This is a genomic window from Actinoplanes sp. NPDC051470 (assembly GCF_040682035.1).
GTDB lineage: Bacteria > Actinomycetota > Actinomycetes > Mycobacteriales > Micromonosporaceae > Actinoplanes.
In genome coordinates, this window is the sequence record NZ_JBFBAA010000004.1 from 316,686 (window position 1) to 329,170 (window position 12,485).

The 12,485-nt window shown below is 71.8% G+C and carries 14 protein-coding genes; 7 read left to right on the plus strand and 7 right to left on the minus strand.

Going from position 1 to position 12,485, the window contains the following annotated elements:
- Positions 1–8 precede the first annotated feature (8 nt).
- The gene (locus AB0M54_RS10610) at positions 9–557 is read left to right on the plus strand and encodes an LPXTG cell wall anchor domain-containing protein (RefSeq protein WP_364470342.1); all 549 of its coding nucleotides are present in this window, start codon (positions 9–11) and stop codon (positions 555–557) included.
- 65 nt (positions 558–622) lie between these two features.
- On the plus strand, positions 623–1,657 hold the full coding sequence (gene ligD, locus AB0M54_RS10615) for a non-homologous end-joining DNA ligase (protein WP_364470344.1): 1,035 nt from the start codon (positions 623–625) through the stop codon (positions 1,655–1,657).
- Between the two features lie 48 nt (positions 1,658–1,705).
- On the opposite strand, the gene AB0M54_RS10620 is transcribed toward ligD, so the two are convergent.
- From AB0M54_RS10620 to AB0M54_RS10635, 4 genes are all read right to left on the minus strand, one after another.
- Complete coding sequence (locus tag AB0M54_RS10620; protein WP_364470346.1) at positions 1,706–3,682, minus strand: nitrate- and nitrite sensing domain-containing protein; 1,977 nt, start codon at positions 3,680–3,682, stop codon at positions 1,706–1,708.
- A 112-nt stretch (positions 3,683–3,794) separates the two neighbouring features.
- Positions 3,795–4,175: a DUF3037 domain-containing protein gene (locus AB0M54_RS10625; protein ID WP_364315823.1), complete on the minus strand. Its 381-nt coding sequence runs from the start codon at positions 4,173–4,175 to the stop codon at positions 3,795–3,797.
- Positions 4,172–4,876 carry a HipA family kinase gene (locus tag AB0M54_RS10630; protein WP_364315820.1) on the minus strand — a complete coding sequence of 235 codons (705 nt, stop codon included), beginning with the start codon at positions 4,874–4,876 and terminating at the stop codon, positions 4,172–4,174. The genes AB0M54_RS10625 and AB0M54_RS10630 overlap by 4 nt, the downstream gene beginning before the upstream one ends.
- 9 nt (positions 4,877–4,885) lie before the next feature.
- Positions 4,886–5,434, minus strand: coding sequence for a hypothetical protein (locus AB0M54_RS10635; RefSeq protein ID WP_364470348.1), 549 nt, complete (start codon positions 5,432–5,434; stop codon positions 4,886–4,888).
- Positions 5,435–5,540: 106 nt separating this feature from the next.
- On the opposite strand from AB0M54_RS10635, the gene AB0M54_RS10640 reads away from it, so the two are divergent.
- Both AB0M54_RS10640 and AB0M54_RS10645 read left to right on the plus strand, forming a co-directional pair.
- Positions 5,541–6,608: an ATP-dependent DNA ligase gene (locus AB0M54_RS10640; RefSeq protein ID WP_364315815.1), complete on the plus strand. Its 1,068-nt coding sequence runs from the start codon at positions 5,541–5,543 to the stop codon at positions 6,606–6,608.
- Positions 6,609–6,749: 141 nt separating this feature from the next.
- The gene (locus AB0M54_RS10645; protein ID WP_364317142.1) at positions 6,750–8,246 is read left to right on the plus strand and encodes an alpha/beta hydrolase; all 1,497 of its coding nucleotides are present in this window, start codon (positions 6,750–6,752) and stop codon (positions 8,244–8,246) included.
- Here the strand turns inward: AB0M54_RS10645 and AB0M54_RS10650 are convergent.
- Positions 8,197–8,655, minus strand: coding sequence for a potassium channel family protein (locus AB0M54_RS10650; RefSeq protein ID WP_364315812.1), 459 nt, complete (start codon positions 8,653–8,655; stop codon positions 8,197–8,199). The genes AB0M54_RS10645 and AB0M54_RS10650 overlap by 50 nt on opposite strands.
- Positions 8,656–8,723: 68 nt before the next feature.
- On the opposite strand from AB0M54_RS10650, the gene AB0M54_RS10655 reads away from it, so the two are divergent.
- Together AB0M54_RS10655 and AB0M54_RS10660 are read left to right on the plus strand one after the other, a co-directional pair.
- Positions 8,724–9,176, plus strand: coding sequence for a GNAT family N-acetyltransferase (locus tag AB0M54_RS10655; protein WP_364317140.1), 453 nt, complete (start codon positions 8,724–8,726; stop codon positions 9,174–9,176).
- A 93-nt stretch (positions 9,177–9,269) separates the two neighbouring features.
- A complete protein-coding gene (locus AB0M54_RS10660; RefSeq protein ID WP_364315810.1) occupies positions 9,270–9,509 on the plus strand; it encodes a hypothetical protein in 240 nt (79 codons plus the stop codon).
- Between the two features lie 21 nt (positions 9,510–9,530).
- On the opposite strand, the gene dgt is transcribed toward AB0M54_RS10660, so the two are convergent.
- On the minus strand, positions 9,531–10,994 hold the full coding sequence (dgt, locus tag AB0M54_RS10665) for a dGTP triphosphohydrolase (RefSeq protein ID WP_364315807.1): 1,464 nt from the start codon (positions 10,992–10,994) through the stop codon (positions 9,531–9,533).
- A 107-nt stretch (positions 10,995–11,101) separates the two neighbouring features.
- On the opposite strand from dgt, the gene AB0M54_RS10670 reads away from it, so the two are divergent.
- Entirely contained in the window at positions 11,102–12,205 is a 1,104-nt protein-coding gene (locus AB0M54_RS10670; protein WP_364315804.1) for an MBL fold metallo-hydrolase, read from the plus strand.
- A gap of 24 nt (positions 12,206–12,229) precedes the next feature.
- Here the strand turns inward: AB0M54_RS10670 and AB0M54_RS10675 are convergent, their stop codons facing one another.
- Positions 12,230–12,463 carry a hypothetical protein gene (locus AB0M54_RS10675; protein ID WP_364315802.1) on the minus strand — a complete coding sequence of 78 codons (234 nt, stop codon included), beginning with the start codon at positions 12,461–12,463 and terminating at the stop codon, positions 12,230–12,232.
- Positions 12,464–12,485: the final 22 nt, after the last annotated feature.

Here is a 12,485-nt window from a genome sequence, read left to right on the forward strand (position 1 = left end):
TTTCCCTCATGAGCTTGACGCGCCGGTTGACCGCTGGACTCCCCGCGGTCGGCGTCACCGCCCTCGCCGCCCTGGCCTTCGCCGGGTCGCCCGCCTACGCCACCGGCGACGGTTCGGCGCGCGCCGGACAGCCGGCCGTGATGGCGACCCCGTGCTCGAGCGACGAGCGGACCAAGTGCGACTCGAGCGCGGACAGCGACGGCTACGGCGGCGGCGCGGCCGCGGCCACGACCGCCGTCCCCAACGACAACGCGACCGCCGGCGGCAACGACGACGACCGCGGCAACAAGGGCTACGGGTACGGCTCGGAGAGCCCGACCCCGTCGCCGAGCGAGACCACGCCGTCCGGTGGCACCGACACCGTCCCGCCGGGTGGCGAGCTGCCCGAGACCGTGCCGCCGACCGGGCCGGGGACCACGCCGCCGACCGGTGGCGTGAACGCCGGGACGCTGCCGCTGACCGGTGCGCCGATGGGCGCCACGATCGGCCTCGGCGCGCTGCTGGTGGCCGGCGGCGCCGCGGCGGTCTGGTACACCCGCCGCCGCCGCGAGGCCTGAGTTACCCGATCGACACCGAACCGCCTGGCCCACCGGCCGGGCGGTTCTGTCGTAGGGTCGGGCGCATGGCGGCGAAGGCGCAGGCGGAAGAGATCGAGGTGGCCGGGCACACCGTGCGGCTGACCAGCCCCGACAAGGTGGTCTTCCCGCGTCCCGGCTACACCAAACGAGACGTCTTCGAGTACTACCTGGCCGTCGGCGACGGCATCATGCGCGCGCTGGGCCACCGGCCGACGACGCTGCAGCGCTTCCCGGACGGCATCGAGGGCGAGATGTTCTTCCAGAAGCGCATCTCCACCCGCGGCGTCCCGCCCTGGATCCAGACGGCGAAGATCAAGTTCCCGTCGATGCGTACGGCCGACGAGCTCTGCCCCGCCGACCTCGCCCACGTCGCCTGGGCCGCCCAGATGGGCACCGTCGTGTTCCACCCGTGGCCGGTCCGCCGCGACCACACCGACAACCCCGACGAGCTGCGCATCGACCTCGACCCGCAGCCCGGCACCGACTTCGGCGACGTGATCGCGACCGCCGGGGTGTTCCGCGAGGTGCTCGCCGACCTGGGCTGGCAGGGCTTCCCCAAGACGTCCGGCGGCCGCGGCGTGCACGTCTACCTCAGGATCAAACCCGAGTTCACCTTCGTCGAGGTACGCCGCGCGGCGATCGCCCTGGCCCGCGAGGCGGAACGGCGCCGCCCCGACCTCATCACCACGGCGTGGTGGAAGGAGGAGCGCGGCGAGCGGGTGTTCATCGACTACAACCAGATGGCCCGCGACCGCACGATCGCCTGCGCCTACTCCCTGCGGGCCAACGCCCGCGCCACCGCCTCGACCCCGGTCACCTGGGACGAGCTGCCCGACGTCGAACCGGACGACTTCGACCTGCGCACGGTCCCGAAGCGCATCGCCGAGAAGGGCGACGCACACGCCGAGATCGACGCCAACGCCTACGACATCACCCCGCTGCTCGAGTGGTCGAAGCGAGACGAGGCCAACGGCCAGGGCGAGATGCCCTACCCACCCGACCATCCGAAAATGCCCGGCGAACCACCCCGGGTCCAGCCCAGTCGCAAGAACGCCGCCAACTGGACCGACGAACCCTGACGGCGGTCACCGCCCAGGTTCAGATCAAGCGGCCGGCCGCCGCCGGCGCTAGGTTCGGTCCTCGGCGGCGTGCCGGGGAGCGGCAGCGCCGCGGCCGGCCCGCGACGCCATGCCCACCAGCCGGGACGCGTCGGAGCGGCGGCCGCCCCCGGACGACCGCGGCCCGGCGACGGTCACGGCCGGGGCCGGGGCCGGGGAGATCGGTGCCGCCAGCTCGGCCGGGATCGTCACCTCGGCGGTGATGCCCCCGGCGGCGGCCGGCCGGAGCACCACGCTGATCCCGTGCTGGGCGGCCAGCTGGGCGACCACCAGCAGGCCGAGCCGTGAGCTGGTGGCCGGGTCGAACTCCTGCTGCTGGGCCAGCCGGCGGTTCGTCTCGTCCAGCGCCGCCGCCGACATGCCCAGGCCGTGGTCCTCGACCTCGACCATGATGCCGGCCGGGACCGGGTGGGCCGACACCCGCACCGTGCTCTCCGGCGGGGAGAAGGTGGTGCCGTTGGCCAGCAGTTCGGCGAGCAGGTGACCGATGTCGGTGACGGCCGCCCCGGGCACCTCGGCGTCGGCGATCGTGCCGATCTCGATCCGCTCGGCGTGCTCCACCTCGCCCGCCACCCGGGTGACGATCCCGGCCAGCGGCTGGGGGCCGAGCCGGCGCCCGGTGCGGGCCGAGCCGGCGAGGATCACCAGGTGGTCGGCCTGCCGCCGCATCTGGGCGGCGAGTTGTCCGGCCCGGGCCGCGGCCCGTTCGCCGGTGCCCTGGGCGAGGGCTTCGAGCTGCCGGTCGATCAGGGTCTGGTTGCGCCGGGCGATGTTGACCAGGACTCGTTTCATGTCGTAGCGCAGGGTGGCCTCGCCGGCGGCGGAGTCGATGGCGCTGCGCTGCACCTCGCTCAGGGCCGCGCCGACCTCGGCGATCTCGTCGTCGCCGAGGGACAGCCGCAACGGGTCGACGTCGCCGGCGACGCGCTCGCCGGCCCGCAGCGCCCGGACGGTGTCAGGCAGGCGTCGATGGGCCAGGTCGGTCGCCGCCGCGCGCAGCACGGACAGCCGCCGCACCACGGAACCGCCGATGTGGACGGCCAGCAGCAGCGACGCCACGATGGCGAGCAGGCCGAGGAGGCCGGAGACGCCGAATCGCCACAGGATCCGGTCGCGTTCCGCCTTCGCGAACTCGGCGGCCTTGTCGTAGCCGTTGGCGAGGAAGCGGTAGAACTCGCGGACGGCCGGGGTGAAGGTGGCGGCCCAGACGTCGGGTGTCGTCGCGACCTCTTCCCCGGCGGTGCCGGAGCGGATGAGCTGGTCTTCGGCGCCCCGCAGGGCGGTGAAGGCCGGGCCGCTGAGCATGCTCTTGAAGTCGGCCTGGTCCGGCCCGGGCAGGGTGGCGCCGGAGGTGGGGATCTGGAACCGCACCGCGCCGACGATCTCGATCAGCTGCCGGTATTCCCCGCCGTCGAACCGGCCCGCGATCGTCACCCCGCTCAGCAGGGCGTTCTCCTGGTGGAGCAGTTCACCGGACCGGCGCAGAGCGACCCCGGTCCGGATGACCCGTTCCACCAGCGGGTCGCTGGACACCGCGGCCGCGTTGTAGACGGTGAAGGCGTAGCTGATGATGCCGGCGTACCCGCTCACCACCTCGGCCCGGGTGACGTCACCGGTGTCGACCCGCTTCCGCAGCAGGGCCAGGGAGTCGAAGGCGCCGCTCAGGCCGGCGATCCGGTCCCGGGTGATGTCGGCCGAGATGCCCTCGCCCCGATAGTTTCGGGACAGTTCCTGAAACTCGGTGATCTTCGCGTCGGTGGCCGCCCGCAGGGCCCGCACTGTCGTGGGGTCCCCGCCGATGGCCAGCGCCACGACCGATCCGCGGCGTTCGGCCTGCAGCGCCGCCACCATCCGGTCGCAGGGCAGGCTCACGTTGTCGCGGCTGTTGTAGCTGTCGCGGAACGCGGTGGCGTCGGTGACCGCCGCGCTCACGTCCAGCGTCCACAGTGCCATCAGCGCGAGCACGGGAACGAGCAGAGCCAGCATGATCTTTGAGCGAATGGATCTCGGTTTCCTTCGCATAAAAGGAAGTACTCGCGCTGACCATGCTTGGTTCACGGGTGTCGGACAACCGACAATTCCGGGATTACTCCGTAACTTACGGGGTGTCGATCCGGACCAGTTTGTCGACCAGGCGGTCGAGTTCCTCGGACGGGTCGGCCGCCAGTCCCATATGGACCGCGCCGGCCCGCAGGATCGTGCTGCGCGGGGCCACCATCCAGCGGAAACGCTCGCCCAGGGACATGCCCTGGGCCTGGCCGCCGCCCGCGCACGCGGCCACCCAGGCGCCGAGGGCGGTCCGCACGGCGTGCACGTCGGCCGCCGGATCGAGGGCGAGCAGCCGCTCCGGCACCAGCAGGATGCCCGCCTCGAGGAAGTCGGTCCGGTGGCAGTAGAGCAGCACGCCCACGTTGATCAGCTCGCCGCGCTCGATCCGCGGGCAGGCCTGGATGGTGGCGTACTCGTAGGGGATTCTCATGGCAACCACGCCTCGGGGCGGGCGGCACGGGCGGTCAGATGGTCGACGTAGCGCTCGGGCGGCACGTCCAGCCACTCCGCCGGCACCAGCGCGACCACCTCGGCCAGCAGCTCGGGGGTCACGGGCGGAGGTTCAAGGGCTTCTGTCGCGTACGGCCGGAGCACGTGATCGTCGGCCTTGAAGGGTCGCAGCACCTTGCCCGCGGCGCGGTCCCAGTCGTGGTGGAAGAACAGGCTGGCGCCGTGGTCGATGAGCCACAGCTCGCGGTGCCAGATCAGCATGTTCGGGTTGCGCCAGCTGCGGTCGACGTTCTCGACGAAGGCGTCGAACGCGAGGATCCGCCCGGCCAGACCGGGCTCGACCGGGTGTGCCGTCGGCTCGTACCCCAAGGATCCGGGCAGGAAGTCCATCCCCAGGTTGGCGCCGGCGCTGGCCTTGATCAGCTCCTGCACCTCCTGGTCGGGCTCGGCCCGGGCGACCACCGGGTCGAGGCCGACCACCACCAGGTCGGGGACCGGGAGGGTGAGGCGCCGGGCCAGCTCACCGGCGATGATCTCGGCGACCAGCGCCTTCGGACCCTGCCCGGCGCCGCGGAACTTCACCACGTAGGTGCCCTCGTCGTCGGCCTCGACGACGCCCGGGAGCGAGCCGCCCTCGCGCAGCGGGGTGACGTAACGGGTGGCGGTGACCTCGCGCAGCACCCGCTTACCTTAGGCGGGACCCTGCCGGCGTACCTCGTCGACCTTGGCCATCGCCGACCGCAGCTCGCCCAGCCACTCCTCGGAGTGTTCGCCGGTGAGCTTGACGCACCAGGCCAGCGCCTCGGAGCGGGAGCGGGCCACGCCGGCGTCGACCAGCGTGTCGAGCACCTGGCGCTCGGGCTGGCGCAGCCGGGTCATCACCGGCGCCGAGAGGTGTGTGAACAGCTCGCTGGTGTCGCCGCAGCGCACACCCCAGGCGACCTTGCGCTGGTAGCGGTGTTCGACCTGGCGGGCGACCCGGATCCGGTCGTCGCGGGTGTCTTCGCGGAACTGGTTGATCCGGCCGGCCTGGGCGGCGTCCCGGTCGGCGTCGGAGGCGTCGGCGCCCAGCTCGGGCTGGTTCACCCGGCCCCAGATGATGATCTCGTCGCGGTCGATGACGACCTCGGGCGGCTCGGTGAACCAGGTGTCGTTGACCGACCCGGCGATCCAGGCGGCGGCGTCGTCGGTGGGCGGTGGTTCGGTGCGTGCTCCCGGAGGAGTCGGACGGAATCGCATGCTTACATGATTACACCGTTACAAGGCTTACCTGCTCGCGGAATTCGTTCGCTCACAGCGAACAGGGCGGGCTTCACCTCCCCGTTGATCAGGGCAGACTGTGGCGATGGACCTGCCGATCAACCCGCCCGTGAAGCCGATGCTGGCCAAACCCGTCGCGGACATCCCCCCGGGCCAGATCTACGAACCGAAGTGGGACGGCTTCCGCTCGATCGTCTTCCGGGACGGCGCCGAGGTCGAGATCGGCAGCCGTAACGAGAAGCCGATGACGCGCTACTTCCCCGAGGTGGTCGAGGCGATCCTGGCCAACTTCCCGGAGCGCGCGGTGATCGACGGCGAGGTGATCGTCGCCGACACCTCCCGCAACACCCTCGACTTCGAGGCGCTCCAGCAGCGCATCCATCCCGCGGCCAGCCGGGTCAAGCTGCTCAGCGAACAGACGCCGGCGGGGTTCGTGGCTTTCGATCTGCTCGCCCTGGGTTCGGAAGATCTGACCCAGCTTCCGTTCGCCGAGCGACGGGCCCGCCTGATGGAGTGCCTGAAGGACGCCGAGCCGCCGGTCTACACCACCCCGGCCACCGAAGATCTGGAGACGGCCCGGCGGTGGTTCGCCGAGTTCGAGGGCGCCGGCCTGGACGGCCTCATCGCCAAACCCCGCGACCTCGGGTACGAGCCCGACAAGCGCGTGATGTTCAAGGTCAAGCACAAGCGCACCGCCGACTGCGTGGTGGCCGGCTACCGGGTGCACAAGAGCGCCGAGAACCGGATCGGCTCGCTGCTGCTGGGCCTCTACGGCGAGGACGACAAGCTGGTCTCGGTCGGCGTGATCGGCGCGTTCCCGATGGCCGTCCGCGAGGAGCTGTTCGAACAGATGCAGCCGCTGGTGACCACGTTCGAGGGTCACCCGTGGAACTGGGAGGCCCACCTGTCCGGCGAGCGGACGCCGCGCAAGAACGAGGTCAGCCGGTGGAACGCGGGCAAGGATCTGTCGTTTACGCCGCTGCGCCCCGAGCGGGTGGTCGAGGTGCGGTACGACTACATGGAGGGTGTCCGGTTCCGGCACACCGCCCAGTTCGAGCGCTGGCGGCCCGACCGCGACCCGCGCACCTGCACCTACGACCAGCTGGAACGCCCGGTGCGATTCGACCTGGCCGAGGTCCTCACCAGCCGGTAGCCGCGCCTGTCAGACTCACCGGCTAGCCTTCGTGGCTGCACCGTCGGTTTCCGTGGAAGGGTCAGCCTCGTGCCGCGTCACCCCCGCCTGGTCGTCGCCCTGCTCGTTGCCGTGGTCGCGACCGCGGGCTGCACGCTGCCGGTGATCGCCCCGGACGAGTCCGGCAGCGACGCGGCCGATCCCGGCGCGTCGCCCCAGGCGCCCGCGGTGCCCGGCACGGTCGCCTCCTGGCGGTCCTGCCCCGAGGTGCCCCAGCAACTGGTCGGGCGAGGCGCCAACAACATGCGGTACGACTGCGCGTCGGTCGCCGTGCCGCGGAACTGGGCGTCGCCGAAGTCCGGTGAGACGTACGAGATCCAGATGATCCGCATCCGGTCGCGGAACCAGAAGGAGCGGATCGGATCGCTCGTGCTCAACCCGGGCGGCCCCGGCGCCTCCGGCATCGACACCTCGGTCTACCTGTCCTTCGGCCAGCAGCTCGGCGGCCTGCCGACCGAGATCACCGACCGGTTCGACATCGTCGGCTTCGACCCGCGCGGGGTCGGCCGCAGCAACCCGGTGAAGTGCATCGACAACACCGACCAGGACGCGTCGTTCGCGTTCGAACCCGACCCGGTCGACCAGGCCGCGTTCGACGAGGTCGTGGCGCTGAACAAGAAGATCGCCGAGGGCTGCGGCAAGAAGTACGGCGACCAGCTGCCGCTCTTCTCGACCGAGCAGGCGGCCAAGGACATGGACGCGATCCGTTCGGCCGTCGGCGACCAGAAGCTGACCTACCTGGGCTACTCGTACGGCACCCTGCTCGGCGCCACCTACGCCCAGCTGTTCCCGCAGAACATCCGCGGCCTGGTGCTGGACGGCGCGGTCAACCCCGAGCAGGACTACGTGGCCGGCTCGGAGGCCCAGGCCAAGGGCTTCGAGCGGGCGTTCACCAACTTCACCACCTGGTGCAAGGCGACACCGGCCCAGTGCCCGATCGCGGCCGACGCCCGTGGCGCCGTCACCGACGCGCTGGCCAAGGCCAAGGCGTCGCCGGTCAAGGGCGACGACGGGCGGGACGCCACGGCCGGCTGGATCTTCGTCGCGGTGATCTCGTCGCTCTACACCGAGTCGGGCTGGAAGTCGCTGGCCAAGGCGATCGACGACCTCCAGGCGGGCAACGCCAAGGGCGTCTTCGACCTGGCCGACCAGTACGCCGACCGCAAGCCGGACGGCACCTACTCCAACCTGTTCGACGCCAACCTCACGGTGAACTGCGCCGACACCGACGAGGCGCCGCCGGTCAACCGCATCCGCCGGCTGCAGAGCGAGTGGCGGACGAAGTACCCGCTGTTCGGCGGCGCGCTGGCGATCGGGATGCTGCCGTGCACGTTCTGGCCGGGCAAGCGCGACCCCTACCCGGCCGGTCCGGCCACCGGGGCCCCGCCGATCGTGGTCGTGGGCACCACCGGCGACCCGGCCACGCCGTACGAGAACACCGCCGAGCTGGCCGGCATGCTCGGCACCGGGCACGTGCTGACCTGGGAGGGCGAGGGGCACACGGCGTACCCGAGCACCACCTGCATCACCAACGCGGTCGACCGCTACCTCATCGATCTGGCGGTGCCGAAGGAGGGCCTGCGCTGCCCGGCACGTTGACGCCCTGACGCTCGGCCAGCTCCTCGAGCAGGGTCCGCACCAGGCGGAGGTTGTTCTTCAGCTCCTCCTGCTCGTCGTGGCGGAAGGCGTCCTGATCGACGATCAGCTTGCTGGCGAAGTGTGCCGTGATCAGCGGCACGACGCCCAGCACCATGAGCGAGATCAGCAGCCCGGCCATCAGCCGCGCCTCCCACGAGTCGGGTGAGATGTCGCCGTAGCCGACCGTGGTGGCCGTGACGACCGCCCACCAGAGCCCGTCGCCGAACGAGACGTCATCCTCGAAGACGGGGTACAGGGATCCGCAGATCACAATCAGGATTCCGTACGCGACGATCAGCATCCGGGGCGAGTTGGCGAGCCAGACCAGCCCCCGGTACGCCCTGTGAAAAGGCACCAGCACGGTTCGCATCCGGCCATCGTGCCCGGTCGGTGCCAGGGTGCGGCTCATCCGACAGGGCGTGTCAGGATGGCCGCGTGTTGACCTTTCGCCTGGCCGAACGCGCCGACGTACCCGAGATTCTCGCCCTCTACGCCGACGACGACGTGAGCCGGGCCCGCGACGGGGCCGTGTCCGAGGCGGCGGACGCGGCGCACTGGGCGGCCTTCGAGGCCATCGACGCCGATCCCGCCAACGAGCTGATCGTCGCCCTCGACGGCGACGAGATCGCCGGGACGTTCCAGCTGACCTTCACGCCGTCGCTGAGCCGGGGCGGCGCCTCCCGGATGACGATCGAGGCGGTGCGGGTCCGCTCGGACCGCCGGGGCGGTGGCCTCGGCCGCACGATGATGACCTGGGCGCTCGACCGGGGCCGGGCCCGGGGCGCCGCGCTGGCCCAGCTCACCACCGACAACAACCGCACCGCGGCCCACCGCTTCTACGCGTCTCTGGGCTTCGAGGCCACCCATGTCGGCATGAAGCGACCGCTCTGATTTCGTCAGGCGCGAGCGGCCGGGCCGGAGCCCTGGGTAGAGTCCAGGTCGTCCCGATTTGCGGGCAAAAGATGATATCGGAGAGGCGACATCATGTATCCCTACCCGATCAACACGGCCGCCGACCTGCGCCGCGACGACCTGCTGCGCCAGGCCGAGCAGTCGAGGCTGGTCGCCCAGGTCCGTGATCCGCACCAGCTGCGGCACCGGATCGGCGACGCGCTCATCCGCGTCGGCCGGCGCCTGGCCGACGAGCCCCCGGCGCCGGCCAGCCCGGTCAGCCGCGGCCCCCAGGGCCCGGCCCGCAACCGCCCCCGCGGCCGCACCGCCTGACCTTCGGCCCGGTCACCGGCCTCAGAGCACGAACGCGTCGGTCCAGAGCTGGCGGGTCCGGCCGGTCAGCGCGTCCATCAGGCCGATCGCCTGGTTGTCGGTCAGGGCCGCCACGAAGTCGATGACCGCCCGGCCGCGCGCCCGGGACGTGCGGTCCGGCGTGCCCTCCGGAAGCTCGGCCTCGGCCAGCTCGACCAGGTCACGCAGCCGGGTCGGCAGCCGGTCGGTCTCGTCGGGGTCGGTCAGCCAGGCCAGCAGCGCCTCCACCAGGGTGGCCAGCAGGCGGGCCTGACCACGCTGGTGCAGGGCCAGGTCGGGGCGGGCCAGCACGAACCGGTTCTGGACGAACTTGAGGATCTGCACCTCGTGCCACTGGGCCGGGGCCAGCAGCACGTGCCCGGAGCGGACGGCCGGCTGATCGGTCGCCGTCACCGACTCGACCAGCCGCTGGGTCCACGTCGCCGAGAACGCCGCGACCTGGGCCTCGGCCCGCAGCGAACCGTCGAACGGCGCGGCCAGCAGCCCGTCCACCAGCTCGGCCCGGACCTTCTCGACCGCCGCCGCGAACGCCTCGTCGTCGGCCATCCAGGCGTCCTTGCGGTGCAGCTGGCGGCGCAGCGACTCGATCGCGCTGCCCGGTCCGGTCTCCGACGCGGAATGCCGCTGCCAGGCGGTCAGCTCGGCCGCCACCGCCCCCGGCTGGAGCACGCCGACCCGATGCACATCCTCGAGATCATGGATCGCGTACGCGATGTCGTCGGCCGTGTCCATGACCGAGGCCTCGACCGTCTGCTGCCAGTCCGCGACCCGCCCGGCGAACGGCGCCCGGGCCTGCGTCATGTCGTCCACCTCGGTGGAGTACGCCCCGAACTTCAGCGACCCGCCGTCCGGGTCGTCCACCGGCGCCGCCGCCCCGCGCGGCGCCGGGTCGAGGAAGCGCGGGTGTGGCACCGGATGCGAGCGCCGGGTCCAGGGGTACTTGAGGATCGCGGCCCGGGTCGCGGCGGTCAGGTTCAGCCCGATCGTGGCCTGCCCGCGGATCTCGGTGCTGGTCACGATCCGGTACGACTGCGCGTTCCCCTCGAACCCGTCCCGCAGCCGGAGCCGCTGCCGGGCCAGCTGGTCGAGGGTCCGCTCGCCCAGGTGCCCGAACGGGGGGTGCCCCAGGTCGTGGGCCAGCGCCGCCGCCTCCACCACGTCCGGGTCGCAGCCGCCCAGCTTCTCCAGCAGCGCGCCGTGGTCGCCGCCGGCCAGCCGTTCGGCGATGGCCCGGGCCACCTGGGCCACCTTGAGGCTGTGGGTGAGCCGGTTGTGCACCAGCAGGCCCATCCCGCCCGGGCTGATGACCTGGGTCACACCGCCCAGCCGGGCGAAGAACGGGCTGCTCACGATGCGGTCCCGGTCGACCCGGTACGGGCTCAGGGCCAGATCGCCCGGCGCCACCAGGCCGTCGCCGAACATCCGTCGGGCGCGGGGATCTGTCATGAAACAAATCCTAGGGAAGCTGAGATGGGGCTGAGAGGCCCGGTGGCATCCTGGGCCCGGTCCCGGTCATGCTGGGGATCGTCAGGGGCAACCGGAAGGTATGGGTAATGGCTAACAGAGGACGGACCGGCGCACTGGTGGCGTTGGGTGCGGGCGCGGCATTGGCCTGGCTTGTGAAGGACCTTCCCGGGCAGATGGGGGCTCGCCGCGCGTCCGGGGCCCGGCTCGAGCGGATGCGGCGCTCACCCCAGTTCCGGGACGGCAAGTTCCGCAACACCGTCCCCGCCACCGAGCTGCTGACCCCCGGCGCCATGCCCGCGATGATCGTCGCGTCGCTCCGCGACCGGGACCGCCGGCACCCGCACGCGCCGATCCCGGTGGTCACTCCGGCGCCGGCGTCGTCCGACCTCTCGGTGATCTGGTACGGCCACTCGTCCGCGCTGATCGAGATCGAGGGCCGCCGGATCCTGATCGACCCGGTGTGGAGCGACCGCTGCTCGCCGTCCCGGGTGGCCGGCCCGCGGCGCCTGCACGAGCCGCCGGTGGCCCTCCGCGAGCTGCCGCCGCTCGACGCGATCCTGATCTCCCACGACCACTACGACCACCTGGACATGGAGTCCATCCGCAACCTGGTCGACCTGCAGGCGGCGCCGTTCCTGGTGCCGCTGGGCGTCGGCGCCCACCTGGAACGCTGGGGTGTCCCGCCGACCCGCATCGTCGAGCTCGACTGGAACGAGCGCCACTCGGTGGCCGGCGTCGAGTTCATCGCCACCCCCGCGCGCCACTTCTCCGGCCGCGGCCTCAGCCGCGACGAGACGCTGTGGGCGTCCTGGGTGATCGCCGGCCCGGCCCGGAAGGCGTTCTACTCCGGCGACACCGGCTACTTCGACGGCTTCGCCGAGATCGGCCGCGAGCACGGCCCGTTCGACGTCACCCTGGTGCAGATCGGCGCGTACGGCGATCAGTGGCCCGACATCCACATGCTCCCGGAGGACGGCGTGGCGACCCACGTCGACGTCCAGGGCGGCCTGATGATCCCGGTCCACTGGGCCACCTTCAACCTGGCCATGCACGACTGGGCCGAGCCGGCCGACCGCGTCTGGGCCGAGGCCAAGGCCCGCGACGTCCGGCTGGCGATCCCCCGCCCCGGCGAGCGCGTCGAGGTCGACGCCCCGCCCCCGGTCGACGGCTGGTGGCAGTCGGTCGCCTGAGCGACCTCGTGGCCGACGGCGGCGTCAGCTCCAGGCTTCGCTCATCTCCGGGATCTGCATGCCGGCCGGGGTGGTCTCGCGCGGCGGCGTGGTGGTCGCGGAGAAGCCGAGTTCCGCGCCCACCTGCCGCCAGCGCTCGAACAGGACCTGGTCGGTCAGGACGTCCTTGATGTCCTGGTGGGAGGCACGCAGTTCGTCGATCGCGGCCTCGTAACGCTCAACCCGCTTGTGCAGTTCGGCACCATCATGAACAGTCATGCCCACAGGTTAGCCAGAAATG

Coding starts and splice junctions, on each gene's coding strand:
- AB0M54_RS10610 (WP_364470342.1), top strand. CDS start 9: ATGAGCTTGACGCGCCGGTTGACCGCTGGACTCCCCGCGGTCGGCGTC.
- ligD (WP_364470344.1), top strand. CDS start 623: ATGGCGGCGAAGGCGCAGGCGGAAGAGATCGAGGTGGCCGGGCACACC.
- AB0M54_RS10620 (WP_364470346.1), bottom strand. CDS start 3,682: ATGCTGGCTCTGCTCGTTCCCGTGCTCGCGCTGATGGCACTGTGGACG.
- AB0M54_RS10625 (WP_364315823.1), bottom strand. CDS start 4,175: ATGAGAATCCCCTACGAGTACGCCACCATCCAGGCCTGCCCGCGGATC.
- AB0M54_RS10635 (WP_364470348.1), bottom strand. CDS start 5,434: ATGCGATTCCGTCCGACTCCTCCGGGAGCACGCACCGAACCACCGCCC.
- AB0M54_RS10640 (WP_364315815.1), top strand. CDS start 5,541: ATGGACCTGCCGATCAACCCGCCCGTGAAGCCGATGCTGGCCAAACCC.
- AB0M54_RS10650 (WP_364315812.1), bottom strand. CDS start 8,655: ATGCGAACCGTGCTGGTGCCTTTTCACAGGGCGTACCGGGGGCTGGTC.
- AB0M54_RS10660 (WP_364315810.1), top strand. CDS start 9,270: ATGTATCCCTACCCGATCAACACGGCCGCCGACCTGCGCCGCGACGAC.
- dgt (WP_364315807.1), bottom strand. CDS start 10,994: ATGACAGATCCCCGCGCCCGACGGATGTTCGGCGACGGCCTGGTGGCG.
- AB0M54_RS10670 (WP_364315804.1), top strand. CDS start 11,102: ATGGCTAACAGAGGACGGACCGGCGCACTGGTGGCGTTGGGTGCGGGC.
- AB0M54_RS10675 (WP_364315802.1), bottom strand. CDS start 12,463: ATGACTGTTCATGATGGTGCCGAACTGCACAAGCGGGTTGAGCGTTAC.